The organism is Arthrobacter sedimenti (assembly GCF_042652025.1).
Lineage (GTDB): Bacteria > Actinomycetota > Actinomycetes > Actinomycetales > Micrococcaceae > Arthrobacter > Arthrobacter sedimenti.
The window spans coordinates 335,176-359,083 of the sequence record NZ_JBHSDQ010000004.1; the positions used below are offsets into that span (position 1 = coordinate 335,176).

22 protein-coding genes, 1 tRNA gene and 1 riboswitch are annotated in these 23,908 nt (G+C 67.0%); of the genes, 9 read left to right on the forward strand and 14 right to left on the reverse strand.

Going from position 1 to position 23,908, the window contains the following annotated elements; genetic code table 11:
- Window positions 1–28: 28 nt before the first annotated feature.
- The 5 genes from ACFO0G_RS12140 to ACFO0G_RS12160 all read right to left on the reverse strand — a co-directional run bounded on the left by ACFO0G_RS12140 (window position 29) and on the right by ACFO0G_RS12160 (window position 5,944).
- Entirely contained in the window at window positions 29–1,255 is a 1,227-nt protein-coding gene (locus ACFO0G_RS12140; protein WP_286399936.1) for a glutamate--cysteine ligase 2, read from the reverse strand.
- Window positions 1,256–1,323: 68 nt separating this feature from the next.
- Complete coding sequence (locus tag ACFO0G_RS12145) at window positions 1,324–2,847, reverse strand: UDP-N-acetylglucosamine 1-carboxyvinyltransferase (RefSeq protein WP_286399938.1); 1,524 nt, start codon at window positions 2,845–2,847, stop codon at window positions 1,324–1,326.
- 129 nt (window positions 2,848–2,976) lie between these two features.
- Complete coding sequence (locus tag ACFO0G_RS12150; RefSeq protein ID WP_286399939.1) at window positions 2,977–3,777, reverse strand: energy-coupling factor transporter transmembrane component T family protein; 801 nt, start codon at window positions 3,775–3,777, stop codon at window positions 2,977–2,979.
- Window positions 3,774–5,321, reverse strand: a complete 1,548-nt coding sequence (locus tag ACFO0G_RS12155) for an ABC transporter ATP-binding protein (RefSeq protein ID WP_286399942.1) — start codon at window positions 5,319–5,321, stop codon at window positions 3,774–3,776. Before ACFO0G_RS12155 ends, ACFO0G_RS12150 begins: the two co-directional genes overlap by 4 nt.
- On the reverse strand, window positions 5,321–5,944 hold the full coding sequence (locus ACFO0G_RS12160) for an ECF transporter S component (protein WP_286399945.1): 624 nt from the start codon (window positions 5,942–5,944) through the stop codon (window positions 5,321–5,323). Before ACFO0G_RS12160 ends, ACFO0G_RS12155 begins: the two co-directional genes overlap by 1 nt.
- A 67-nt stretch (window positions 5,945–6,011) precedes the next feature.
- Window positions 6,012–6,152: riboswitch (TPP riboswitch) on the reverse strand.
- A 278-nt stretch (window positions 6,153–6,430) separates the two neighbouring features.
- Between ACFO0G_RS12160 and ACFO0G_RS12165 the strand changes: the two genes are divergently transcribed.
- The 3 genes from ACFO0G_RS12165 (at window position 6,431) to ACFO0G_RS12175 (ending at window position 8,218) form a co-directional block, all read left to right on the forward strand.
- A complete protein-coding gene (locus ACFO0G_RS12165) occupies window positions 6,431–7,486 on the forward strand; it encodes an iron-containing redox enzyme family protein (protein ID WP_286399946.1) in 1,056 nt (351 codons plus the stop codon).
- 71 nt (window positions 7,487–7,557) lie between these two features.
- The gene (locus ACFO0G_RS12170; RefSeq protein WP_376977856.1) at window positions 7,558–7,821 is read left to right on the forward strand and encodes a CDGSH iron-sulfur domain-containing protein; all 264 of its coding nucleotides are present in this window, start codon (window positions 7,558–7,560) and stop codon (window positions 7,819–7,821) included.
- Between the two features lie 133 nt (window positions 7,822–7,954).
- Window positions 7,955–8,218, forward strand: a complete 264-nt coding sequence (locus tag ACFO0G_RS12175; protein ID WP_142132343.1) for a DUF4235 domain-containing protein — start codon at window positions 7,955–7,957, stop codon at window positions 8,216–8,218.
- Window positions 8,219–8,225: 7 nt separating this feature from the next.
- Here the strand turns inward: ACFO0G_RS12175 and mnhG are convergent, their stop codons facing one another.
- From mnhG to ACFO0G_RS12205, 6 genes are read right to left on the reverse strand one after another with little or no spacing between them, the layout of a single operon-like run.
- A complete protein-coding gene (mnhG, locus tag ACFO0G_RS12180) occupies window positions 8,226–8,636 on the reverse strand; it encodes a monovalent cation/H(+) antiporter subunit G (protein WP_286399949.1) in 411 nt (136 codons plus the stop codon).
- The gene (locus ACFO0G_RS12185) at window positions 8,626–8,904 is read right to left on the reverse strand and encodes an MrpF/PhaF family protein (RefSeq protein ID WP_286399952.1); all 279 of its coding nucleotides are present in this window, start codon (window positions 8,902–8,904) and stop codon (window positions 8,626–8,628) included. Before ACFO0G_RS12185 ends, mnhG begins: the two co-directional genes overlap by 11 nt.
- The gene (locus ACFO0G_RS12190; protein WP_286399955.1) at window positions 8,901–9,446 is read right to left on the reverse strand and encodes a Na+/H+ antiporter subunit E; all 546 of its coding nucleotides are present in this window, start codon (window positions 9,444–9,446) and stop codon (window positions 8,901–8,903) included. Before ACFO0G_RS12190 ends, ACFO0G_RS12185 begins: the two co-directional genes overlap by 4 nt.
- Window positions 9,443–11,068 carry a Na+/H+ antiporter subunit D gene (locus ACFO0G_RS12195; RefSeq protein WP_286399956.1) on the reverse strand — a complete coding sequence of 542 codons (1,626 nt, stop codon included), beginning with the start codon at window positions 11,066–11,068 and terminating at the stop codon, window positions 9,443–9,445. The genes ACFO0G_RS12190 and ACFO0G_RS12195 overlap by 4 nt, the downstream gene beginning before the upstream one ends.
- Window positions 11,065–11,685, reverse strand: coding sequence for a Na(+)/H(+) antiporter subunit C (locus tag ACFO0G_RS12200; RefSeq protein WP_286399959.1), 621 nt, complete (start codon window positions 11,683–11,685; stop codon window positions 11,065–11,067). Before ACFO0G_RS12200 ends, ACFO0G_RS12195 begins: the two co-directional genes overlap by 4 nt.
- Complete coding sequence (locus ACFO0G_RS12205) at window positions 11,682–14,771, reverse strand: Na+/H+ antiporter subunit A (protein WP_376977860.1); 3,090 nt, start codon at window positions 14,769–14,771, stop codon at window positions 11,682–11,684. Before ACFO0G_RS12205 ends, ACFO0G_RS12200 begins: the two co-directional genes overlap by 4 nt.
- A 196-nt stretch (window positions 14,772–14,967) precedes the next feature.
- Between ACFO0G_RS12205 and ACFO0G_RS12210 the strand changes: the two genes are divergently transcribed.
- The 3 genes from ACFO0G_RS12210 to ACFO0G_RS12220 all read left to right on the forward strand — a co-directional run bounded on the left by ACFO0G_RS12210 (window position 14,968) and on the right by ACFO0G_RS12220 (window position 18,105).
- Complete coding sequence (locus tag ACFO0G_RS12210) at window positions 14,968–16,371, forward strand: MFS transporter (protein ID WP_376977862.1); 1,404 nt, start codon at window positions 14,968–14,970, stop codon at window positions 16,369–16,371.
- A gap of 64 nt (window positions 16,372–16,435) precedes the next feature.
- A complete protein-coding gene (locus ACFO0G_RS12215; RefSeq protein WP_286399967.1) occupies window positions 16,436–16,918 on the forward strand; it encodes a cation:proton antiporter regulatory subunit in 483 nt (160 codons plus the stop codon).
- Window positions 16,919–16,923: 5 nt separating this feature from the next.
- Window positions 16,924–18,105, forward strand: a complete 1,182-nt coding sequence (locus tag ACFO0G_RS12220; protein ID WP_376977865.1) for a cation:proton antiporter — start codon at window positions 16,924–16,926, stop codon at window positions 18,103–18,105.
- Window positions 18,106–18,179: 74 nt separating this feature from the next.
- On the opposite strand, the gene dcd is transcribed toward ACFO0G_RS12220, so the two are convergent.
- Window positions 18,180–18,755, reverse strand: a complete 576-nt coding sequence (gene dcd, locus ACFO0G_RS12225; protein ID WP_286399973.1) for a dCTP deaminase — start codon at window positions 18,753–18,755, stop codon at window positions 18,180–18,182.
- Window positions 18,756–18,897: 142 nt separating this feature from the next.
- Between dcd and ACFO0G_RS12230 the strand changes: the two genes are divergently transcribed.
- On the forward strand, window positions 18,898–20,622 hold the full coding sequence (locus ACFO0G_RS12230; RefSeq protein WP_286399976.1) for a CAP domain-containing protein: 1,725 nt from the start codon (window positions 18,898–18,900) through the stop codon (window positions 20,620–20,622).
- A 49-nt stretch (window positions 20,623–20,671) separates the two neighbouring features.
- Here the strand turns inward: ACFO0G_RS12230 and ACFO0G_RS12235 are convergent, their stop codons facing one another.
- On the reverse strand, window positions 20,672–21,133 hold the full coding sequence (locus ACFO0G_RS12235; protein WP_286399979.1) for an SRPBCC family protein: 462 nt from the start codon (window positions 21,131–21,133) through the stop codon (window positions 20,672–20,674).
- 253 nt (window positions 21,134–21,386) lie between these two features.
- On the opposite strand from ACFO0G_RS12235, the gene ACFO0G_RS12240 reads away from it, so the two are divergent.
- Window positions 21,387–21,460: transfer RNA gene (locus ACFO0G_RS12240), tRNA-Gly, on the forward strand.
- Window positions 21,461–21,520: 60 nt separating this feature from the next.
- On the opposite strand, the gene ACFO0G_RS12245 is transcribed toward ACFO0G_RS12240, so the two are convergent.
- Entirely contained in the window at window positions 21,521–22,900 is a 1,380-nt protein-coding gene (locus ACFO0G_RS12245) for an MFS transporter (protein WP_376977868.1), read from the reverse strand.
- Between the two features lie 140 nt (window positions 22,901–23,040).
- On the opposite strand from ACFO0G_RS12245, the gene ACFO0G_RS12250 reads away from it, so the two are divergent.
- Window positions 23,041–23,895: a LysR substrate-binding domain-containing protein gene (locus ACFO0G_RS12250; protein WP_286399985.1), complete on the forward strand. Its 855-nt coding sequence runs from the start codon at window positions 23,041–23,043 to the stop codon at window positions 23,893–23,895.
- Window positions 23,896–23,908: the final 13 nt, after the last annotated feature.

Sequence of the window (23,908 nt, forward strand, 5' to 3'; positions counted from 1 at the left end):
TGCGCGTCGCGATGCGCCAGGCGGCCGGTCAGGATTGGCGGACCCGCAGCAGCTCGGGAGTGGCCGCCACTTCGGAGAGATCAAGCGCTCCGCGCATGGTCACGTTCACGGCCTGCCTCACCACGGCCCCGAACCCCATGTCCCCGGGCGGCGGACCGGCCAGGGCATTGTCACGGGCGCGGCGTTGTTCGGCTGCCCCCGTCCCGCGGGCGATGATGTCCTCTACACCCTGCCGGGCAAGGGCCAGCTCGCCCTGTTCCTGCAGGACGGGAGCCAGGTAGTCCACCAGTGAACGGGCCACGTCCGCAGCGGGGGCAGGACGGAAGTTGCCGAAATCCAGGAGTTCGCCGCTGAGCCCTTCACTGCTGGCCTGCCAGGAAGCCATCCGCAAAAGAACCGTGGGAACGGGTGCAGGATCAACGTCCTCGCGCCACTCCCTGCTTGCTGATTCCACCAGCGCCCGGACCAGGACCGCAATGAGGGCCGCGTCCTCGGCCCGGAGGCAGACGTCCGCCACCCGTACCTCGACGGTGGGATGGTTGCGGGACAAGCGGGCGTCGAAGTAGACCATGCCCTCATCGAGCATGACGCCGGTTTCCAGCAGCCGGGCCACCACCCGCCGGTAGGTGGGGTACGTTCCGTAAATGCCTGCCGGTCCGGCCGTCGGCCACCGGTTCCATGCCTGGGTCCGGTAGCTTTCGAACCCCGTGGGTACGCCGTTCCAGAACGGCGAGTTGGCGCTCAGTGCCGTCAGCACGGCCAGCTTGTCGCGGATGCGGTCCAGGACGGCCACGCCTTCTTCCGGCGATTCGATGTAGGTGTGGACGTGGAAGCCGCAGGTCAGCTGCTCCTGCGCAGTGAGGCCAAAGCGTTCCAGCATCCTTGCGTAGCGCGGGTCCGGCGTTGTGTGGCTGGGAGATGCCACCGGCGACGTGGCGAGGGCCGCCACCCTTGCACCATGCTTCCGGGCCGCCTGGTCCGCCAGGGCACGGCCCGCGCGGATCTGTTCCAAGAGGCTGCCATAGTCCACGCAAGGCCGGGTCTGCGTCTCGATCTGCTCAAGCTTCAGCTCGGCACTCAGGCCCATCTCGTCGTCGTAATCCCTGTGGGTCCCGGCGTGATGGGCGTCAGGATCGACGGGGAGATCGTCCGCCGCAACGCGATGGCTGGCAAGGAGGGCGTCAGCCAGCGCAAGCGGTTCTCCGGACTCCGGATCAACGATCAGGAGTTCTTCCTCTACGCCGAACGTACGCATACGAACATTCTGCGGCAGCGCCGGGGCATTGGAACTGTCAGACGCGGTTCATGACGAACCGTGAAAGCCTAGTCCTGGAAGTACTCCACCTTGGCGCCGATGGTGTTCAGCCGCTCCGCCAGGTCCTCGTAGCCGCGCTCGATCACATAGATGTTCCGCAGTTCGGAGACGCCGCGGGCAGCCAGCATCGCCAGCAGCAAGCAGGCGGCCGGGCGGAGTGCGGGCGGGCAGCCCACCTCGGCGGCGCGCCATTTGGTGGGCCCGTTGACGTAGATCCGGTGCGGGTCCAGGAGCTGCACCTGCGCACCGAGCCGGTTCAGCTCCGTCAGGTAGATCGCCCGGTTTTCGTAGACCCAGTCGTGGATCATGGTTTGGCCGTGGGCGTTCGCCGAAATGACGGCAAAGAACGGCAGGTTGTCGATGTTCAGCCCGGGGAAGGGCATGGGGTGGATCTTGTCCTCGGGGGCACGCAGCTCGGAGGGTTTGGTGGTGACGTCCACCAGGCGGGTGCGGCCGTTGCGGGCCATGTATTCGCCCGAAACCTCAAGCTTCTGCCCCATTTGGCCCAGGGTGGCCAATTCGATTTCCATGAACTCGATGGGAACGCGCCGCACCGTGACCTCGGAGTTGGTGACGATGCCGGCCGTGATCAGGCTCATGGCTTCGATGGGGTCCTCGGAGGGGAAGTATTCAATCTCGGCGTCGATTTCGGGCCGGCCGGTGATCTTCAGGGTGGTGGTGCCCACCCCCTCGATGGTGACGCCGAGCATCTGCAGGTAGAAGCAGAGGTCCTGGACCATGTAGTTGGGGCTGGCGTTGCGGATCACGGTTGTTCCCGGCCGATGCGCCGCGGCCATGATCGCGTTCTCGGTGACGGTGTCGCCCCGCTCGGTGAGGACGAAGGAACGGTCCCGGGTGTCGGCAGGGGGTGCCTGCACGGTGTAGAAACCTGCAGTGGCCTCCACGGACAGGCCGAACTCGCGCAGGGCCTGCATGTGGGGCTCCACCGTGCGGGTGCCCAGGTCGCAGCCGCCGGCGTAGGGCAGCCGGTACTCCCGGGACTCGTCCAGCATGGGGCCGAGCAGCATGATGACGCTGCGGGTCCTGCGTGCCGCGTCCACGTCCATCGCTTCCAGGTCCAGGACGGCGGGACGGCGCAGGCGCAGGTCCGTGTCGTTGAGCCAGGTGCATTCCACGCCGATGCTGGTCAGCACCTCGACAATACGGTTGACTTCCTCGATGCGGGCCAGCCGGCGGAGCACTGTGGTGCCGCGGTTGATGAGGCTGGCGCAGAGCAGGGCGACGCCGGCGTTCTTGCTGCTGTTCACGTCCACGGCCCCGGACAGGGTGCGGCCACCCTCCACCCGGAGGTGGGTCATCTGCGGCTTGCCCACGTTGACGATGCTGCGGTCGAAGATGTTTTCCAGCCGCTGGATCATTTTCAGGCTCAGGTTTTGCTTGCCCTGTTCCATCCGGGCCACAGCGCTCTGGCTGGTGCCGAGTTCGGCGGCCAACTGGCCCTGGGTCCACCCTTTCTCGCTCCGGGCGTCCCTCAGCATGGCGGCAACGTGTTCAGCGGTTTCCTGGGTCATACCGCGAATATATCATAAATGAGTTATCGGGCCTCCCGTGAGACTACCCAACGGCGCTTATGGGGGCTACGGGACGGCTGTACCCATCGGGTGCGATAGGGAAGCATACGTAGTTCCTGGGCCGGACGCTCAGCTACCCAGCCACACCATATTCCACGTACCGGCGGTGACAGCCGCGAAAAGAGCCAGCCCGGCCACCACGATGCCGCCGGCCACCACTCCGAGATCCAGCAGGCTGAAGGTTGATTCCCGCGCCCAGGTCCGCGTGGCACCGCCAAAGCCCCGCGCTTCCATGGTGACGGCCAGCCTCGACGCGCGCCGGATGGCCTGCACCAGGAGCCCGAAGCTTTGCCCCAGCGTGGCCTTCACCCGCTGGGCCAAACTGCCGCGGGAACCCACGCCGCGGGCACGCCGTGCCATGCCGATTGTCTGCCATTCCTCGGCCATGAGTCCCACCAGGCGCATCGCGGCCAGTGTTCCCAGGACGAACCTGTGCGGCAGGCGTGCTTTCTGCGCCAGCGCATCGGCGAGGTCCGTGGGATCGGTGCAGCTCATCAGGAGTACCGCCGGAAGGGCGATGGCAAAGCCGCGCAGCAAAAAGCCGATCCCCAGCTGGAGGGAACCTTCACTCATGGTCCAGATGCCGGCGTCGAGCAGGATCCTGCCGCTGTCCGGCGCCAGGATGGACGTGCTCCACCCGCCAATCGCCGCCGCAAGGATCAGCGGCCACCCCCGCTGCCACAGCAGGGACAGGGTGAGCCCGGCCAGGGGAAACAGCAGCAGCTCAAAGACCAGTGCCACGGAGGCCGAAACCCAGTCGATGGACAGGGCAAGGACGGCCGTGATGAGCAGGACCGCCGCGAATTTGCTGAGTGGATTGGCGCGGGTCAGGAGCGCGCGGTTGCCGCTGAGGGTGAGTTGCTGCCTCATGGCGCCACCGCTTCCGCAGCGGCCATGCGCAGCTCCTCGCCGCCCAGCGCCTCCGTGAATTCGGCGTCGTGGGTCACGGAAACCACCGCCGTTCCGGCGTCAAGCAGCTCGGACAGGAACGAGGCCAGCTCGGCCCAGGTGTTGGCATCCTGCCCGAAGGTGGGCTCGTCAAGGACAAGGACCTGGGGGCTGGCGGCAAGGACGGTGGCCACGGACAGCCGCCGCTTTTCACCCCCGGAGAGCGTGTAAGGGTTGGCGTCCACCAGTTGGGTGAGCCGCAGCCTCTCCAGCAGCTCGTCAACCCGGCCCTCCCCGTGGCCCAGGTGCCGGGGACCAAAGCGCAGCTCATCCAGCACCTTGCCGGTCACGAACTGGTGCTCAGGCTCCTGGAACACCGTCCCCACGCGCGAAATCAACTGCTCGGCCTTCCACCGGACCGGGTCGATGCCCGCACCGCGGCTCAGGTCCAGGGTGGCGGACACCTTTCCGGACACCGGCTCCAGGAGGCCGGCGAGGGTCAGCGCGAACGTGGACTTGCCGGCGCCGTTGGGACCGGTGATGGCCAGCGCCTGCCCGGCGCGGACCTGGGCGGCTACACCTTCCTGGACGGGGACGGGCGGGATTTTGCGGAAGCCATGGCGGCGGGAACGTTCGCGGGAGACGCCCAGCTGTTCGGCGGCCAGCAGGAGGTTGCCCGTTCCCGGCGCCGGCACCGCAGCCCGGGCCCGGGTGGCCGGGACGTACCCGGGGACCCATACCCCTGCGGTGGCGAGCATGGTCCGTGCCTCGCTGAGTACCCGGTCCGGCGGCCCGTCCAGGAGCACGGCGGGCTCGCTGGACGAGCCCGGCTGCAGGACCACGATCCGGTCCACCAAGTCCTTCCACACGGACACGCGGTGCTCCACCACCACCAGCGTGGCCCCCGTCTTGTCCAGGCAGCGCGCCACGGCGTCGCGGACTTCCAGCACCCCGTCCGGGTCCAGGTTGGCGGTGGGCTCGTCCAGCAGGATCAGCCCCGGCCGCATGGCCAGGATCCCCGCCAGCGCCAGGCGCTGCTTTTGCCCGCCGGACAGGGCCGACGTCGGGTGGTCCAGCGGGAGGTGGGACAGTCCGACGTCGGCAAGCGCCTCGTGCACGCGCGCCCAGATGGCATCCCGCGGCACGGCAAGGTTCTCGGCGCCGAAGGCGACGTCGTCCCCCACGCGCGAAAGGACCACCTGCGTCTCCGGGTCCTGCTGCATCAGGCCGGCGCGGCCACGCTGGGAGCGGGGCACGGCACCGTCAACCAGCAGCGAACCCGACTCGTCGGCGTCGCCTGCCTCGCCGTCGTCGTTGATGTCTCCCAGCACGCCGGCGAGGGCATGGAGGAGCGTCGACTTTCCGGCGCCCGAGGGGCCAAGCAGCAGCACCCGCTCGCCGGGGCGGATGTCCAGGTCAAGGGCATGGACGGCGGGCTTGGCCCTGCCGGCGTGCCGCCAGCCCCAGCCGCGGGCGGTGACGGCGGCTGGGCGGACGGGGCCGCCGGCGCCCTGGGAGGGTGCCATCAGGAGAAGACTGGCTCCGTGGCAGCCTTGCGGGAGGCGAAGGAGCTCAGGACGCCGGTGCGGGCCAGGCCGCGGGTGGCGAGCCAGGCCAGGGCACCTGCCAGGACTGCCCCGGAAATGGTGGTGAGGACGATGTAGGCGAACTTGTCCGCGCCCGAGTAGGCGATGTTCCAGCCCCACGGCGCAAAGGAGTCATTCAGGCCGCAGAAGAATCCGGCCGCGGCGCCGGCGAGCAGCGATACGGGCAGGTTGAACTTGCGGTACACGAAGATTGCGAAGATGATTTCCGCGCCGAGGCCCTGGATGAAGCCCGAGAAGAGGACCGAGGCGCCGTACTGGGAGCCCATGAGCAGTTCCCCGGTGGCGGCCACGGTTTCGCAGAACAGGGCGGCGCCGGGCTTGCGGATGATGAGCATGCCCAGCACGCCCGGGATCATCCATCCGCCGGCCAGCAGCCCGGTGAGGGGTGGGTAGGCGGCGTTCATGGGGGCCGACAGCGCTGCCGCGCCCTGGTCCCACGCCCAGAAGATGACGCCGCCGGCGATGGCCACCAGCGCAGCCACCACGATGTCCACGACGCGCCAGGACCTGCTGGTGGTCTTCTTGATTGCTGCAGTGCTCATGTGATCCTCCTGGGAAACAGGAGGGGAAAGTGGACCCGGCTGACGGCCCGTTGCCGTGCAGCCGCGACACTTTGAGAACTCGACTCCCTTGCGCCGGTACTAACCGGATCAGGTTCGAGGGTCTGCGGCTGTCCGCACTCTCAGCGCCCACCTGCGGTGCCCGGCTTGTGCCAGGATGCCCGACGGCGGCGCTCCCCTGTCGTTTTTAGTGTTGCTTTTTGGTTTGGGTAAGGCTTGTGATTGCCCTTCCGGGCGTGCTCCAGTTTACACCGGCCGGCGCAGGATTGAGGGCTGCGGGCGCCAAGCGGACCGGATGTGACCGGCCGCTTTGTGATGGCGTGACGCCTGGAGGTCAGTGCGCTTAGCTTTTATTAGTAATCATGCTTACTATGTTGTCTCCCGGGTTTCGAGGAGGACGGGCATGGGACTCACCATGGGCGGCCCCCCGTTCGTTCCCGTCAGCAGTGCGGCAGACCAAGGAGCACCATGAGAATCCCGGAACCCAGAGGACCCGTCAGCAGCGCACTGTTCCAGGTCCTGGCGCAGGCTCCGGACACCGCCGGGCCGGGCCTGGACGGGCTGTACTCCCTGGTGGTGCGGCAGCTGGCCGGGTCCGGCGACATCATCTCCGACGAGGACATCCAACTTTCGCTTTTCTGCCTTTACGAACTCCATTACTCCGGCCTGGACGGCGTTTCAGACCTCTGGGAATGGGAGCCGGCGCTGATCAGCGTCCGGCGGTTGATCGAGGAACCCTTCGAAGCGGCACTGCGCGCTGCCGCGTACCAAACCGCCGGGAACTTCGAACTGCCCGGCGGGGTTGCCATGACCAGCGACGCGGTTGCCGACGTCCTCTTTGGCCTGGCCGCCACGGATACCGGTCCCAGCGTGTCCCGCTACGTGGCCAGGAAAGCCACACTGGACCAGCTCAAAGAGTTCCTGGTCCACAAGTCCATGTACCAACTGAAGGAAGCCGATCCGCACACATGGGCCATTCCGCGGCTCAGCGGCCGGCCGAAGGCGGCCCTGGTGGAAATCCAGGCGGACGAATACGGCGGCGGCCGGCCTGAGCGGATGCACAGCGCGCTGTTTGCCCGGACCATGCGCGGCCTGGGCCTGGACGACAGCTACGGCGCCTACGTGGACGCCGTACCGGCGGTCTCCCTGGCTTCGGTCAACCTCATGTCGCTCTGCGGCCTGAACCGGCGGCTCCGCGGTGCCATCACCGGGCACCTGGCAATCTACGAAATGACGTCCTCCCAGCCCAACCGCTTCTACGGCAACGGATTCCGCCGGCACGGCTTCGGCCCGGAAATCACGCACTACTTTGACGAGCACGTGGAGGCCGACGCCGTCCACGAACAGATCGCCGGACGCGACCTCGCCGGCGGCCTGGTGGAAGCTGAACCCCAACTGCTGGCCGACGTCCTGTTCGGGGCCACGGCCGTCATGGCCATCGACAGCCGCCTTTCCGCCCACCTGATGTCGTCCTGGGAAGCCGGGCAGACTTCACTCCGGGCGGCCGTGCCGGCGGCAGCGTGACAGGCGCCGCCGCGGCAGGGCCAGGGCGTCCCGGGCCGGCCAGAAACAACAACGATGGATGCGGTGCAGGCATGAGCCTGGAACAGCAGGGAACAGGAGCCGACATGGACCAGGTACACGAGGAGCAGGAACCTGCCGCGAGCTCGATCGTGGTTTGCCCGGACGGGCCACTCATTGTCCGGGGCGAATTTGAGATCGTCACCCCATCCGGCGGTGCCGTGCCCCGGGAGCGGAAAACGGTGGCCTTGTGCCGGTGCGGGGCGTCCGCCATCAAGCCCTACTGCGACGGCACGCACAAGATGATCAAGTTCCGCACCGAGCCCCAGGCCACCTAGCCAGCCGGCGGGCTAGCCAGTTCAACAAGCCCCGCCGGCCGGCCACGCCCTTGCCCCGACTCTTGCCGGGACCGCGACGGGTGTACGGCTAGGCTGGAGGCAGTCCGTTTTCCGTCCGCAAGGAGTATTAGGAATGAACCTTCTCATCAAGCTGCTCGGGACCGGGGTGAGCCTCGGCGCAGGCCTGGCCGGCACCAAGCTGGTCAACACCATCTGGGAAAAGACCACCGGACAGAAGCCGCCCACCGGCAAGCACGAGGATGTCCCCACCAGCCTACGTTCGGCGTTGACCTTTGCACTGATCTCGGCATCGGTCAGCGCCATCATCCAGGTCCTGGCAAACCGCGGCACCCAGCGCGCCATTGCCCGGTTCGCCAAGACCCAGGACATCGTCTAGCTCTTCCTTAGCGTTGCCGGCCGTCGTCGGGGCTGTCCTTCCGGGCAGCCTCGGCGGCGGCTTTTTGCACCACGGCCTCCAGCTCATCGGCGGTGAGCAGCTCCCGGTGCAGGTGCTTGGTCCGGTAGCCCGCGCGGCCCACCATGTGCGCGGATACGGGCACCGTCAGCAGCTGGAAGATCCAGGCCACCACCAGCACCGGCCACACCCACCATGTCCGCATCTGCAGCCCAATCGCGGCCAGCAGCAGGAACAGGCCCAGGACCTGCGGCTTGGTGGCCGCGTGCATGCGGCTCAGCAGGTCCGGGAAACGGAGCAGGCCGATCGCGGCGCCCAGGGACATGAGCGCCCCCACCACCATGAACACGGCCGACACAAGGTCGATCCAGGCGTCAGGGCCCGAAAAGTCAGGATTCATCAGGCTTCACCCTCCGGTCCGCCACGAACCTGGCCACCGTCACGGACCCGATGAAGCCGATGACGGAGATGGCCACCACCAGCATCAGGTTGTTCAGGTGCCGGTTCACGGCCATGTCGATGCACAGCGCCCCGCCCAGGATGGCCAGCAGCACGTCGGTGGCGAGCACCCGGTCCAGCAGCGAAGGTCCGCGGGCGATCCGGATGATGGCTGCGGCCGCGGCCAGCGAAAAGATGACGGCTGTAACAGCCAGGACTACGTTCATCATGCGGCGGCCTCCATGCGGACGGCTTCAAGTTCTTCCCGGCTGCCCATGATGCGGATCAGGCCGGCCTCAATGGACCGCACCTCGTTCCGCAGGCCCTCCACGTCTTCCGGGGAAGTGATGTTCAGTGCGTGCAGGTAGAGGGTGGAGGTGGAGCGGTCCACCTCCACCACCAGCGACCCCGGGATGAGGGAAATGACATGCCCGGTGGCGGTGACGATCAGGTCCTGGTGGCTGCGCAGCCGTACGGCGACGACGGCGTTGGTCACCTTGGACCCGCGGACCGTTGCGAGGTAGAGCACCTGGCCGCTGGCCACCACCACCTTCCACAGGAACACCAGGGCAAAGGGCACGGCGTAAAGGATGTTGAACCGGCCGCTGAGCTCCACGGGCGGAAGGTAGAAGAGCCGGGCCACGCCTACGGCCAGCAGGGCACCGAACAGGAGGTTGCCGGGGCTGAAATCCTGCCAGAGGGCACCCCATACAATTACCAGCCAAACCAGGAGCGGCAGTTCCTGGCGCAGGGAAATGCGTTTGCGGCTCATCGCGCTCCTCCCCCGGTGCTTGCGCTTGTCCCGCCCATGGCTCCCGGTACGGCGGTGCCCTCTCCCAGGACCGCGTGGATGTATGGGGTGCGGTCGAGCATGTCCCGGGCTGCCCGGTCCGAAAGACTGAACAGCGGCCCGGCGAACACGGTCAGGGCGACACCCAGGACCACCAGGCCCGCCGTGGAACCCACCATGGTGCGCGGCAGGAGCGTCACCGTGTTGTTGACCTTGGCCCCGGGGCCGGACACCCTCGCCGCGGGACTGGCAAGGAGCACCGGATCCGGATGCTCGGCGTCGGTGGGGCGGCGCCAGAAGGCGCGGTTCCAGACCCTGGCGATGGCCAGCAGCGTCAGCAGGCTGGTGACCACCCCGCCGATCACCAGCGCGTAGGCCAGCGGCGTGCCCAATTCAATGCCCGCCTGCAGCAGCCCCACCTTGCCAAGGAAGCCTGAGAACGGCGGGATCCCGGCCAGGTTCATGCCGGGGATGAAGAACAGCAGGGCCAGCATGGGCGACAGCTTGGCCAGGCCGCCCAGCCGGTCCACGGAGGAACTGCCGCCACGGCGTTCAATGAGCCCCGTCACCAGGAAGAGGCTGGTCTGGATGGTGATGTGGTGGGCCACGTAGAACACTGCGGCCGCCAGGCCAACCGCGGAGGACATGGCCAGCCCGAACACCATGTAGCCGATGTGGCTGACCAGGGTGAACGACAGGAGTCGTTTGATGTCGCTCTGGGCCAGAGCGCCCAGGATGCCCACCACCATGGTCAGCAGAGCCGCCACCATCAGGGGCGTGTTCAAGGTGTCGCCGGGGAACAGCAGGGTCTCGGTGCGGACCATCGCGTACACGCCCACCTTGGTGAGCAGGCCGGCGAACACAGCGGTGACCGGCGCCGGGGCCGTGGGGTAGGAGTCCGGGAGCCAGAAGGACAGCGGGAAGACGGCTGCCTTGATGCCGAACGCCACCAGCAGCATCACGTGCAGGAGGGTCTTGGTGCCTTGGTCCAGGTCGCCGAGTTTGAGGGCCAGGTCCGCCATGTTGACCGTTCCGGTGGCGCCGTAGACCATGGCGATGGCGATCAGAAACAGCACGGAGGACACTACGGACACCACCACGTAGGTGACGCCGGCCCTGATGCGCGGCCCGGTGCCGCCCAGGGTCATCAGCACGTAGCTTGCGGTCAGCAGGATCTCGAAGCCGACGTAAAGGTTGAAGAGGTCCCCGGACAGGAACGCGTTGGACACCCCGGCCACCAGGATCAGGTAGGTGGGGTGGAAGATCGAGACCGGGGCGTCCTCGTCGCCGTCGGCCATGCCCTGCCCGGTGGCGTAGACCAGCACGGCCAGGCTCACGGCGGAAGACACCACCAGCATCAGCGACGAGAACTGGTCCACCACCATGACGATGCCGAACGGCGGCACCCAGCCGCCGATGGTCACCGCGGCAGTGCCCCCGTTCCAGGCGGACGCCAGCAGGAGGCACTCAAGCAGCAGGGTCAGCGACAGCAGGCCGATGCTCACCGCACGCTGGGCCCGGGAGTGCCGGATGAGCAGGAAAGTGAGGGCCGCGCCCAGGATGGGAAGGACGACGGCGAGCGGGGCCAGGCTTGCGATGTTCACTTGCCGCCTCCTTCCGGGTTGGGGTCAACGTTGAGCGAGCCGGGCTTTTCCTCCGCGGCAGCGTGTTCGGCGGGCATTTCCCGGCCGCCGGCCACCAGCGTGGCCACGGGCTGGTCCGTTTCGTGGCCTCCGTCGGCGAGGCCCGCATCGGCGCTGGAAGCGCCGTGGTTGGAGATGTCCCGGCCGTCGGACCCGAGCATGGTGAGCGGGAACTCGGAGGTTTCCGCGGGGATCTCGGCGTCGTCCTCAGCGTCAAAGCTGGGGGTGGCGGCCACGCGGCGGTCCTCGAGGTCGTCCTGGATCTCGTCCTGGCGGGCCAGGACCCAGGTGCGGTAGATGATGCCCAGCATGAACGCCGTGACCGCGAAGGAAATCACGATCGAGGTCAGGATCAGGGCCTGCGGCAACGGGTCGTTGTACTCCTGGGCGGCCGTGTCCTTGGCGAACAGCGGCGCCAGGCCGGCGTAGCCCCCGGTGGCCAGGATCAGCAGGTTGGTGGCGTTGGCCAGGAGCATCAGCCCCAGCAGCACGCGGGTGAGGCTGCGTTCCAGGATCAGGTAGATGCCGCAGGCATACAGGGCGCCCATCACGATCAGCAGGGTCAGGTTGACGCTCATGCGTGGCCCTTTGCGGTGGTCTCGGCAGGAATCCCGTCCGGTTCCTGTTCCTGCTGGACCGGTTCCTGCTGGCCCTGGACCTGCGTGCGGTCAGGTTCCTGCCCGTGCCGGTCGTGGTCCGGTTCGTGCCCGCCTCCGGCAGACCGTTCCTCCATGTGTTCATCGATTTCAGCCCCGAGGCTGCGGAGCACGTCCAGCACCAGGCCCACCACCACGATGTACACGCCGATATCGAAGATGGTTGAGGTGACGAACTTGATGTCACCGAACACGGGCAGCCACACCTGGATGATGGCGGACTGGAACACCTGGCCGCTCAGCAGCAGGGGCATCACCCCGGAGATGGCCGCCAGGGCCAGGCCTGTCCCCAGCAGGCCGCCGGCACTGATCGGTGCCGCTTCCCGGAGTTCGAAGCGCCCGCCGGCCAGGTAGCGGATGGTCAGGGCCAGGCCTGCGGTGAGGCCGCCGGCAAAGCCGCCGCCTGGCAGGTTGTGGCCCGCCAGCAGCAGGTAGAGCGAGAAGATGATCATGGAGTGGAAGATCAGGCGGGTGATCACCTCGAAGATGATGGAGCGGCGTTCCGGGGCCAGCGTCCGCCCTGCCACGATCCAGGCGTCGCGGGCGGAGGCTGCGAACTTCCGGCTGATGGCCAGTGCGGCCCCGTCACGGGATCCGGGGTCCACGCCGCGGTAGCGTCCCACCGTGCCTTCGGCAACGGACGCCGATGCCTGCAGGCGGTCGCCGCGTCCCCGCACGAAGATCAGGCTGGCCACGCCGGTGGCGGCGAGCGCCAGCACGCTGATTTCCCCGAACGTGTCCCAGGCGCGGATGTCCACCAGGGTGACGTTGACCACGTTCAGCCCGCCGCCGCCCTCGTAGGCAAGCTGCGGGAACTGGAGCGAAATGGGAATGGCGGTGCGGGCACCCATGGCGAAGATGGCGGCGAACACCATGGTCACGCCGAATCCCACGCCGATGATGACGCGCACCACCCGGTACCTGCCGCCGGTACGGTCGCGCAGTTCGGGCGGCAGGCTGCGCATGGCCAGGACGAAGGCCACCAGGATGATGGTCTCCACCAGCATCTGGGTCAGGGCCAGGTCCGGAGCGCCCTGCAGGGCAAACACCAGGGCGATGCCATACCCGGTCACTGACACCATCAGGACTGCAAGGAAGCGTTTGTTCGCCTTGACGGCCGCAAGCGCGCCGATCACGATCCCCGCGCCCGCCACGAGCTGCAACGGGGAGTTGGGATCCACCAGGTAGATGTTCTGCGGCATGGCGCTGCCGCCCAGCAGGATGGCCACGAGCGGCAGGACGAAGGCCACGCTGAGGATCACGGCAAGGTAGAAGTACAGGGAACCGCGCTGGGTGCGCCCGGTGATCCACACTGCAACATCGTCCAGGGCCCCGATGGTCAGCTGGTAGGCGCGGTCGCCGTCCACCCACGCCGGGACCAGCGACTGGGCCCGGGCCACCGCGTTGCGGCCAAAGTACATGGCGGCGCCCAGCACGAAGGTGAGGGCTGTCAGCCCAAGCGCCGGAGTGAGGCCATGCCACAGCGCAAGGTGCCCTGCCTGCTCGGCCGGAGTGCCGGCGTCGGGCGCTGTGGACGCGAAAAGCGCGGCGTACGGCTGGATCCATGCGTCCACCGGAACCGGCCAAAGCCCATAAACGATGGTGAGGAGGCTGAGGATGGCGGGAGCGGCAAGGAAGGAGGGCGTGATCGCCTTGAACGGGGTGGGGTCGATGCCTGGCTTGACGGCAAAGGCACCCCACATGAAGCGGGCGCTGTAGGCAAAGGTGAGGATGGAACCCAGCACCAGCCCCACCAGGACCACCAGGCCCCACGGTCCGGAGTGCGGCTCCTTGGCGTGGTGCACGAAAGCGTCCAGCACCGATTCCTTGGCCACGAAGCCGCCCAGCAGCGGAATGCCCGCCATGGACGCGGCACCGATGGCAGCCACGATGCCCAAAGCGCGTGAGGAGCGGAAGACGCCGGACAGCTTGCGCACGTCCCGGGTTCCGGACTGGTGGTCGATGATGCCCACCACCAGGAAGAGCGTGGCCTTGAACAGGCCGTGGGCAAGCAGCATGGCCAGGCCCGCCAGCGCGGCGTCGGGCGTTCCCAGGCCCACCACCATGGTGAGGAAGCCCAGCTGGCTGACGGTGCCGTAGGCAAGGATCAGCTTGATGTCGGTTTGCCGCAGCGCCCGGTAGCCGCCCACCAGCATGGTGGCCAGGCCCAGCCCCAGGACAACGGGCTGCCAATAGGCAGTCTCCGAAAAGCCTGGCGCGAGCCGCGCCACCAGATAGATGCCGGCCTTAACCATGGCGGCGGCGTGCAGGTAGGCGCTGACGGGAGTGGGCGCGGCCATGGCGCCGGGCAGCCAGAAGTGGAACGGGACCAGCGCGGACTTGGTGATGGCACCCACCAGGATGAGGACGACGGCGGCGCTCACCAGGGCGGCCGACGGGCCGGTTGCGAGCGCAGCGGCTTGCTCCAGGATGCCGGAAATGCGGTAGGTCCCGGCGGTGTAGCCAAGCATGATGAGGCCCACCAGCATGGCCAGGCCTCCGGCGGTGGTGACCATCAGGGCCTGGAGGGCGGAGCGGCGGGCGGCAAGCCTGGTCCTGGCGAAGCCGATCAGCAGGTAGGACAGGATGGTGGTCAGTTCCCAGAAAATGAACAGCAGCAGGAGGTCATCCGCTGTGACCAGGCCGAACATGGCGCCGGCAAAGGCCAGCAGTTGGGCGCCGAACGCACCCAGGTCCTGGTCCTTCCGTTTGAAGTACCGCGCGCAGTAGACCAGCACCAGGGAGCCGACGCCGAGCACCAGGAGGGACATTACCCAGGCCAGCGCGTCCATGCGGAAGGCCAGTTCCAAGTGGAGGCTGGGGATCCATTCGAAGGTCTCGGTGATGGTTCCCGGACCGGAATAGATGGGCCCGTGCTGGAGCATCAGCCAGCCGAAGGAAACCGCGGGAACTGCCGCCAGCGCGTAAAAGGCGTTGCGGCCCCAAACCCGGAAAAGGAAGGGCGCGAGGACAGCCACCGAAAAGTGCACGGCAAGGACTGTGATCACTGGATTCTCCGCAACGTCAGGGATTCGATTGTCAAAAGTTGGAGCAGGCGGCAAAAAAGTAAGGTTCGGGAGGGCCCAGTTTACCAAGGTAGGTGCGCTATCCTTCACCCCTCATTGGCCCGCAATGGGCAGAATCCCCGGCAGCACGGGCCCACGCTCCCCCGGGTGTTCGCCGTCGGCGGATACGATGCATCGTATGAACAGCGCCAGCGCGCCGGGGGCAATGCAGCCGGCCTCGGAACTCGAAGCCGGAACCCCCTTGTCCAGCAAGGGCCGCATCTTGGCCTGGGCCTCCTGGGACTGGGGTTCGGCGGCCTTCAACGCAGTGATGACCACCTTCGTCTTCACCGTCTACCTGACGTCCAAGGCCTTCGGCGGCGAGGACAGCGCGTCCGCCGTGCTGGGCGCGGCCCTGGCCGTGGGCGGATTCGCCATCGCGCTGCTGGCACCCGTGACGGGCCAGCGCTCCGACGCGGGCGGCAGGCGAAAGCTGTGGCTGGGAGTGAACTCAGCCGCCGTCGCCGTCCTCACGGCCCTGTGCTTCTTCGTGTTCCCGCGCCCGGAGTTCCTGCTCCTCGGCGCATGCCTGATCGCGCTGGGCAACGTGTTCTTCGAATTCGCCGGCGTCAACTACAACGCCATGCTGGCCCAGGTTTCCACGCCGCAGAACATCGGAAAGGTCAGCGGCTTCGGCTGGGGCGCAGGCTACCTGGGCGGCATCGTGGCCCTCCTGATCGTCCTGCAACTGTTCGTCCAGCCCGCCTTTGACTGGTTCGGTGCGTCCACCCAGGACAGCCTCAACATCCGGCTCGTGGCCGTCTTCTCCGCCCTGTGGTTCTTCGTCTTCGCCCTTCCTGTCCTGTTCGCCGTCCCAGAGCTTCCGCGGACCACCCAGGCCACGCGCCTGGGTTTCCTTGCCAGCTACGGCCTGTTGTTCCGGCGGATCAAGGCCATCTACGCCACCAGCCCGCACACCCTCTATTTCCTGCTGGCCAGCGCCGTCTTCCGTGACGGGCTCGCCGCCGTCTTCACGTTCGGCGGGATCATCGCTGCCGGCACCTTTGGCTTTGCCCTGTCGCAGGTGATCTTCTTCGCCATCTTCGGGAACGTGGTGGCGGCCATCGGCGCGATGCTCGGCGGGTTCCTGGACGACAAGGTGGGTCCCAAGGCGGTCATCACCGGCTCGTTGGTGGGACTCCTCATTGCCGGCACCGCCATCCTGGTCCTTGGCAACGGAACATATTCCCTTTTTGGAATGCAGTGGGCCGGCAGCACCACGTTCTGGGTGTTCGGGCTGTTCCTTTGCCTGTTCGTGGGACCGGCCCAGTCCTCGTCCCGGGCGTACCTGGCTCGGCTCGCGCCATACGGGGAATCCGGCGAGCTCTTCGGCCTGTATGCCACCACCGGCCGGGCCGTCAGCTTCCTGGCGCCCGCCCTGTTCACACTCTGCATCACCCTGGCAACCCCGCTGGTGCCTGCCGGCCAGGCACAGCGGTGGGGCATCCTGGGCATCATGTTGGTCCTCCTGGCCGGACTCCTGGTGCTGCTCCCGGTGAAGTCACCAGCAAAGGCGCCCGTCGCCGTCGTACCCGCCAACTAAGAGGACCGTTCCAGTCCGGCTCCGGCACTCCGCCAAGCAGGGCAACGCAGACTAGGCTGGACCCATGAACGTGGACGAAACGAACCTTCCGGGCCTGGGCCTCCGGAAGGACTTCATGACCGCCTCCGGACGCCGCATCGGCGTAGTGGAGCGGCGGGAAGGCCAGACGGAACTCATCGTTTCCACCTGGGACGATCCCGATACCTGCCAGGCGTCGATTCCGCTTACCAGCGACGAAGCAGCCACCCTTGGCAACCTCCTGGGCGGCACGCACCTGGCCATGAAGCTCGCGGAGGAGCACAAGGACGTCCCGGGGATTGTCACCCGGCAGTTCTCCATCGCCGCCGACTCGCCGTTCCAGAACCAGCCCATGGGCAAGGCGTCCATCCGCACCCGGAGCGGCGTCTCCATCGTTGCCATCATGCGCGAGGGTGAGGTGCTGCCATCGCCCGGGCCCGACGTCGTCCTCCACCCCGGTGACCTGCTGGTGGCAGTGGGCACCCAGGAAGGCCTCGACTCGGCGGCCTATATCCTGCGCCACGGCTAGCTCCCATGGACCCGTTGGCCCAGACCCTCGTTGAACTGGGGGCCGTTGTGTTCTGCCTCGGCCTCCTGGCCAGGCTGGCCGGACGGATCGGCATGTCGCCCATCCCGTTCTACCTGCTGGGCGGACTGGCCTTCGGCGCCGGCGGCATCATCAAGCTCGAGGGCATGCACGAGTTCGCCCATCTCTCCGGCGAGATCGGCGTCATCCTGCTCCTGCTTATGCTCGGGCTGGAATATACGGCTGCTGAACTTTTCACCGGGCTGCGCCGTTCGTGGCAGGCCGGCATCCTGGACCTAGTCCTGAACTTCCTGCCCGGGGCCGGGCTCGCCCTGCTCCTGGGCTGGGGCGGCGTGGGTGCCATGGTCATGGGCGGGGTCACCTACATCTCTTCCTCGGGCATCGCCGCAAAGGTCATCACGGACCTGGGCCGGCTCGGAAACCGCGAAACACCCGTGGTGCTCTCCATCCTGGTGTTCGAGGACCTGGCCATGGCGGTCTACCTGCCCATCCTCACGGCCACGCTGGCCGGGGTCAGTTTCCTGGGCGGGCTGACCACGGTGGGGATTGCCCTGGCGGTGGTCAGCGTGGTCCTGATGGTGGCGCTGCGGCACGGGCACCACGTGTCCAAGGCCGTCCACAGCGAGAACTCCGAAGTCTTCCTGCTCAACGTCCTGGGCGCCGCCCTGCTGGTGGCGGGCGTAGCGTCCGCCATGCAGGTCTCCGCGGCAGTGGGTGCCTTCATGCTGGGCATCGCCATCTCAGGCGCCACCGCGCACAACGCCACCCGGATCCTTGAGCCGCTGCGGGACCTGTTTGCCGCGATCTTCTTTGTGGCATTCGGGCTCAACACGGACCCCACCTCCATTCCGCCGGTCCTGGGCTGGGCCCTGGTCCTGGCGGTGGCCACGGCGGGCACCAAGATGATCACCGGGATCTGGGCCGCCAAGCAGGCCGGGATCGCCCGGCCCGGCCGTTTCCGGGCGGGCGCCGCCCTGGTGGCCCGCGGCGAATTCTCCATCGTGATTGCCGGCCTGGCTGTTGCCTCGGGGGCGGTTCCGCATGACCTCGCGGCGCTGGCCACCGCCTACGTGCTGCTGATGGCGGTGTTGGGCCCGCTGGCCGCGCGGTACGTGGAACCGCTGGCCAAGCCGTTCATCCGGCCGCGCCAAGTGGCCCCGCAGCTTTAGGCGGCCGAGGGCCTTAGGGCGCGCAGGAGTTCTAAGCGCCGTAGCTTTAGGCGCGCCGCTACCGGGTGGTGCTGCTAGATGCTGGTGCGGTGGAAGTTCAGGTGGCTGCGGCTGGCGGTGGGGCCGCGCTGGCCCTGGTACCGGTTTCCGTACTCCCCCTGGCCGTACGGGTACTCCGCGGCCGAACTCAGCCGGAAGAAGCAGAGCTGGCCAATCTTCATGCCCGGCCACAGCTTGATGGGCAGCGTTGCCATGTTGGACAGCTCAAGGGTGACGTGGCCGGAAAAGCCGGGGTCGATGAAACCTGCAGTGGAGTGCGTCAGCAGGCCCAGCCGGCCCAGCGATGATTTGCCTTCCAAGCGGGCCGCGATGTCATCGGGCAGCGTCACGGTCTCATAGGTGGAACCCAGGACGAACTCCCCCGGATGCAGGATAAAGGCCTCGTCCTGCTCCACTTCCACCAGCCGCGTCAGCTCGGGCTGCTCCTGTGCCGGATCGATGTGCGCGTACTTGTGGTTGTCGAACAACCGGAAGAACTTGTCGATCCGGACATCCACGGACGACGGCTGGACCATCGCCGGATCGTACGGTTCAAGCACGATCCGCTCGGAATCAATTTCGGCACGAATGTCGCGGTCAGAGATCAGCACCGTCCCAAATTACCGTATCGGTTATCCACAGCCACACTTTCCCGTTGTTGCTGTGGCCTCCTGGGGCTAATGTTGCGAATGAAAGCCGCCGGAATGGTCTCCCGGATGGCGTAACAGAGCTGGGGATGTTGTGAATAAATTAGTGGCACCGTCTTTTATTGGCGTGCTCTGTGCGTTGGCGTTGGTCTCTTCGTCCGCTGCCGCACCACCCGAACCGCTGCCGTTCGGCCAGGCGTCGGGCACGGCGAGCATCACGTTGCAGACCCCGCTGGTCCGCAGCGGCGGAACGTCAGCTCAGGCGGACCCGGCAGGCAAACTCACCCCTGCCGTGGACCCGGACATTCGCATCGCTTCCCCCCTGACCGGGCCAACCCCAGCACCGCAGCCTGCTCCCTCGACCGGCACGCCCGGCCCCGACGTCGCCCGTTCGTCCGAGGCAGGGGTTGCGCCTGCCACGGAAACGCTGTCGGCTCCGGAGGCCACTGCCGCTTCCACGCAGCCCACACCCCAAACGGCGTCCATCCCACCGCTGTGGGCACCAGACCAGGAACTGGCATCACCGTCCACAACACAGCTGCCGGCTCCCGAATCCGCTACCCTTTCCACCGAGGCACTGGTACCGGACAGCAACGCGTCCGCCGTCCTTACCGTCTTTAACAAGATCAACGAGTACCGGGTGGCCAACGGCCTGAACAAGGTCAAGTACCACCCCACGGTGGCCGGGATGTCGCAGGAATGGTCGGACAGCATTGCCTCGCGTGAAGTGATCGAGCACCGGGCGAGTTTCTGGACCGATCCGCGCGCCCTGAACCCCAACAACGGCGCCGGCGAAGTCATTGCCATCCGCACCGACCGCGACGCCGCCCAGCTCGTGGAGTGGTGGAAGGGATCGCCGGGCCACAACGCCATGCTTCTCGACCCGCGCTTCAACGTAATGGGCGCCGGGATCTCCTACACGAACTCCACCTACCAGATCTGGGGTGTAGTGAACTTCTTCGGATACACCACACTGCCGGCAGGTACGCTCGATTCCCCGGGCGGCGCCGGGTCGGGCGGGGCTTTCCCGCCGCCGCCGCCAAGTCTGTGCGATGCACCCGTCAAGCACATGCCGCCCACCCTCAACCTCGCCGCCGCGGCAATCACCGGCCCGGCCGACCTCGTTTCCGTCGACTCCGCCGGCCAGCTGCTGAACCGGGCGTCCACCGGGCCCCGCACCTACGCCGCAGCCAAGGTCATCGGATCCGGCTTTGGCGGAGCCAAGGAAGTCTTTGTCACCGACTGGGACCGGGACGGCGCCTATGACGTCCTGACGCAGTGGACCGGCGGCAACCTGACCCTGCACAGGGGCATCGCCAGTGGCGGGTTCCAGGCGCCCATCACCCTCGGAACAGGCGGCTGGAACACCCTGACCCTGGCGGTCGGTGGGTGGTGCGCCAACAACCGGATGCCCCAGATCCTGGCGCTGGATGGCGCCGGCAACCTGTTCATGTATGCCAACAAGGGCACGGGGGATATCGCGGACCGGGTCACCATTGCCACGGGCGTCTACGCCTCCCGGCTCTCCATGGTGGACTACGACGCTGACGGCTTCCAGGACGTCCTGGCGTTGAAGACCGACGGCACCGTGCAGCTCTACCGCGGGTGGGGCACCACCGCCGTTCGCGCTGAGGCCCGGCCCACCGTCGCGACGGGGTGGACAGATGTTACGGGAATCCGGGCGCTGCGCAATGTCACCGGACTGAATTCCACTGGCATAGCGCTTCGGCGGGCCAACGACACCGTGCAGTACTGGGACCTGACCTCGGGAAGCCTCGCGTCGCCGTCGAACATCGCCGGCCCCTGGGCCGGGCAACGGCTGGCGCAATAGGCCAAAGCCGGCAACCGAAACCCGGAACCCTGGCGCCCCTCAGCCGGCGTCAGATTGCGGGCTGCAGTTCCAGTACGTGCTTCAGCCGGTCCAGCTGGGCCACATCGGAGCAGACGCGGCGCTGCAGCATCCCGTCGAGAAACGTGAACGTGCTGAGGAAGCCGAAGCGGCCGCCGCGTTTCGCTTCCATGGAGAACCGCACGCGGGTCCCGGCGTCCTCGGTGCTGAGGTAGTAGCCGCCCCAGCGCGTTGCCGGGCCGGAGACAATGTGGAATTCTATTTCGGCCCCGGGCCGCACGTTGGTGATCTCCAGCTCGGCCGGGATGCTCAGGCCGGAGCGGCCGGCCACCATTTTGCGGTACAGCGCGCCGTTGGCATCGGCCGGGCCGTGCAGGAGCTTCACGCTCCGGACATCGCTGCGCCAGGCGGGAAGATTGGTCGCGTCAAGGAGGTATTGGTACACGGCCATGGCGTCGCGTTCGATGAGGACCTCGTGCTCTGCGATTGCCATGAAAAAAGTTCCTGTGGTTGACGTCGGCTGCCGCAATAGCTGCCTCCCCCAAATGCGGCCGCTACCCGGATCAGGTTAGCCAGCGCTCACCGCCCGGACCTAGCAGGCAGCGCGGACGTTATTGAAGAGTTACTGGATGACGCCGCGGGTTGCATGGCCTGTTTCAAGGACACGACGCCGCTGCTTGCCGGGTTGGCGGGGAGCCCGGAGATCTGCGCTAAGCTAAGTTCTGCCCCGCTCAAGCGAGGGCGCTGCGGCTGTAGCTCAATGGTAGAGCGCTAGCTTCCCAAGCTTGATACGCGGGTTCGATTCCCGTCAGCCGCTCCAACCCCTTCCTGCCGGACCAGGCCCCCTCCCCTCTTCCCTGACCCTGCCAGCACGGCCCTGTTACGCCGCCGCCCGCCGCGCGATCTGCACCGGATGCCGCCGGTCCCGCCAGTCCACCTTGAGCTGCAGCGAGCCCTTCCGCGCGAGGATTGCCCCCACCGTCGCGGCCGCCAGCGCCGGGACGCCGCCGGAGACCAGCAGGGCAACATGGGGGTTGGCATGTTCGGCGATCGAACCCAACATGGGCCCGCCCAGCGCCTGGCCCCCGATCTGCACCATGATGTACAGGCTCATCACACGGCCGCGGATGCCTAGGTTGGAACTGATCTGCACCAGCTGGTTGCAGCCGGTCAGGAACATAAGGCACCAGAATCCGGACAGCACCATCACCGCCCCGAAGGTCACCATCGACGGGGCAAGCGCGGCAAGGCAGAGCATCAGGCCGTACATGCCGGCGCAGAACACCACGGACCGAAGGCGCAATTGACGACGGCGGGTGGATGCCACGGCGCCGGAGAGGGCACCGAGTGCCACCAGGGCATTGAGCACGCCGTAGCCGCCGGCGCCCACCTGGAAGATATGGTCCGCGAAGGCGGCGAGGATTACGGGCAGGCTCATGGCAAAGACTGAGACAAATCCGGCCATCAGCCATGGCCAGTAGATGGTGGGCTTGCTCAGGGCATAGCGGAGCCCCTCCCGCAGCATTCCCTTGCTCTTGGGTGTGGGGGCGCTGACGAACAGCTGGTCCTTCCGCAGGACCAGGAGCATCACCACGGTGGAGCAGCAGGCCAGGGCGTTGGCTGCGAAGGCCCAGCCGGCACCCACCGCCGTCAGCAGCAGGCCTGCGATGGCCGGGCCGATCAGGCCGCCCAGCTGGAAGGTGGTGGAGTTGACGCTGATAGCGTTCCGTAGGTAGGTGGGGCCCACAAGTTCGTTGACGAACACCTGGCGTGCGGGCTGGTCCAGGACTGTCACCAGGCCCAGGATCAGCGCAATGCCGTAGACATGCCAAACCATGATGACACCGGTGAGGGCAAGGGTGGCCAGCGTTGCGGCCAGGACGGCGGCCATGCTCTGGCACAGGATGAGGATCTTCCGCTTGGCGAACCGGTCGGCGATCATGCCACCCCAGGGGCCCAGCAGCAAGGAGGGCAGGAACTGCAGCGCCACGGTGACGCCAACGGCTGTTACGGAGCCGGAAAGCTGGAGCACCAGCCAGTCCTGGGCGATCCGCTGCATCCAGATGGCGATGACCGCGATGAAGTGGCCGGCAGCAAAGATCCGAAAGTTGGGCACCTTCAGCGAGATGAAGGTGTGCTTCCATGGGAGCCGGTCTGCGACGACGGGAATCGGCTGGGTCTGGTTGTCCGGCGGCGCTGAGCCCGCCGCGTCGATGATTGGCTGGGAGATGGAGGCCGACGAAGGCGGTGGGGGTGCCACAGGGATGTCCTCAAAATTGCGGGGCGGTCTGGGATGTCCTTAACGCTAGGCTGGCAGAGCAGATTATGGAGGCGTATGGTCCCTATAACTCGTATTGCAATACGCAATAGGTCCGCAGCCCCAGAGACACCGGAGTCCCCATGTTCGAACCAGCCCAGTTGCGCTCCTTCCTGGCCGTGGCCGACACCCTCAGCTTCACCAAGGCCGCCGAGCGCCTGGGGCTGGCCCAGCCCACCATCAGCCAGCACATCCGCAAGCTGGAAGCGGCAGCCAAACGCAGCCTGATCACGCGCGATACCCGCGACGTCCGGCTCACGGACAACGGCGATGCCATGGCCGGATTCGCCCGGAACATCCTGTCCGCCCACGACGCCGCCGCCCGTTATTTCTCCGGCTCCGCGATGCGGGGCCGGTTGCGGTTCGGCACCGCGGACGACCTCGCCATCACCGGGCTGCCCCGGATCCTGCGCGAGTTCCGGCAGATCTATCCGCAGATCAACCTGGAACTGACGGTGGGGCAAAGCGACCAGCTGTACCGCAAGCTCAACGCCGGACAACTGGACCTGGTCTTCGTGAAATGGGTGGCCGGGGCAAAGGACGGCACTGTGGTTCAGCACGATTCCTTCTCCTGGGTGGGCCTGGAGCAGACTGTGATGGAGCCGGGCAACCCTGTACCGCTGATTGCCTACCCCGCCCCCAGCCTCAGCCGGAAGCTCGCCATCGATGCACTCGAAGCGCATGGCAGGACGTGGCGGATCACCTGCACCACCCGGCAGATCAGTGGCGTACTGGCAGCGGTCCGGGCCGGGATCGGCGTTGCGGTGATGCCGACATCACTGGTGCCCGAAGACCTGAAGATCATCACCCGCCGCTTCGATCTTCCCCCCGTGGGGGATGTGGACTTCACTTTGATCCGCAACCCGCTGGCAAACGCCGAGGTGATCGACGCCCTTACCCAGTCGATCGTCGGCCGGACCATTAACCGGCAAACCTAACTCTCTTCCGGCA

What these genes read in the sequence shown, in the direction of transcription:
- ACFO0G_RS12140 (WP_286399936.1), bottom strand. Translation starts at nt 1,255, where the DNA reads ATGCGTACGTTCGGCGTAGAGGAAGAACTCCTGATCGTTGATCCGGAG.
- ACFO0G_RS12145 (WP_286399938.1), bottom strand. Translation starts at nt 2,847, where the DNA reads ATGACCCAGGAAACCGCTGAACACGTTGCCGCCATGCTGAGGGACGCC.
- ACFO0G_RS12150 (WP_286399939.1), bottom strand. Translation starts at nt 3,777, where the DNA reads ATGAGGCAGCAACTCACCCTCAGCGGCAACCGCGCGCTCCTGACCCGC.
- ACFO0G_RS12155 (WP_286399942.1), bottom strand. Translation starts at nt 5,321, where the DNA reads ATGGCACCCTCCCAGGGCGCCGGCGGCCCCGTCCGCCCAGCCGCCGTC.
- ACFO0G_RS12160 (WP_286399945.1), bottom strand. Translation starts at nt 5,944, where the DNA reads ATGAGCACTGCAGCAATCAAGAAGACCACCAGCAGGTCCTGGCGCGTC.
- ACFO0G_RS12165 (WP_286399946.1), top strand. Translation starts at nt 6,431, where the DNA reads ATGAGAATCCCGGAACCCAGAGGACCCGTCAGCAGCGCACTGTTCCAG.
- ACFO0G_RS12170 (WP_376977856.1), top strand. Translation starts at nt 7,558, where the DNA reads ATGAGCCTGGAACAGCAGGGAACAGGAGCCGACATGGACCAGGTACAC.
- ACFO0G_RS12175 (WP_142132343.1), top strand. Translation starts at nt 7,955, where the DNA reads ATGAACCTTCTCATCAAGCTGCTCGGGACCGGGGTGAGCCTCGGCGCA.
- mnhG (WP_286399949.1), bottom strand. Translation starts at nt 8,636, where the DNA reads ATGAATCCTGACTTTTCGGGCCCTGACGCCTGGATCGACCTTGTGTCG.
- ACFO0G_RS12185 (WP_286399952.1), bottom strand. Translation starts at nt 8,904, where the DNA reads ATGATGAACGTAGTCCTGGCTGTTACAGCCGTCATCTTTTCGCTGGCC.
- ACFO0G_RS12190 (WP_286399955.1), bottom strand. Translation starts at nt 9,446, where the DNA reads ATGAGCCGCAAACGCATTTCCCTGCGCCAGGAACTGCCGCTCCTGGTT.
- ACFO0G_RS12200 (WP_286399959.1), bottom strand. Translation starts at nt 11,685, where the DNA reads ATGAGCGTCAACCTGACCCTGCTGATCGTGATGGGCGCCCTGTATGCC.
- ACFO0G_RS12210 (WP_376977862.1), top strand. Translation starts at nt 14,968, where the DNA reads ATGAACAGCGCCAGCGCGCCGGGGGCAATGCAGCCGGCCTCGGAACTC.
- ACFO0G_RS12215 (WP_286399967.1), top strand. Translation starts at nt 16,436, where the DNA reads ATGAACGTGGACGAAACGAACCTTCCGGGCCTGGGCCTCCGGAAGGAC.
- ACFO0G_RS12220 (WP_376977865.1), top strand. Translation starts at nt 16,924, where the DNA reads ATGGACCCGTTGGCCCAGACCCTCGTTGAACTGGGGGCCGTTGTGTTC.
- ACFO0G_RS12235 (WP_286399979.1), bottom strand. Translation starts at nt 21,133, where the DNA reads ATGGCAATCGCAGAGCACGAGGTCCTCATCGAACGCGACGCCATGGCC.
- ACFO0G_RS12250 (WP_286399985.1), top strand. Translation starts at nt 23,041, where the DNA reads ATGTTCGAACCAGCCCAGTTGCGCTCCTTCCTGGCCGTGGCCGACACC.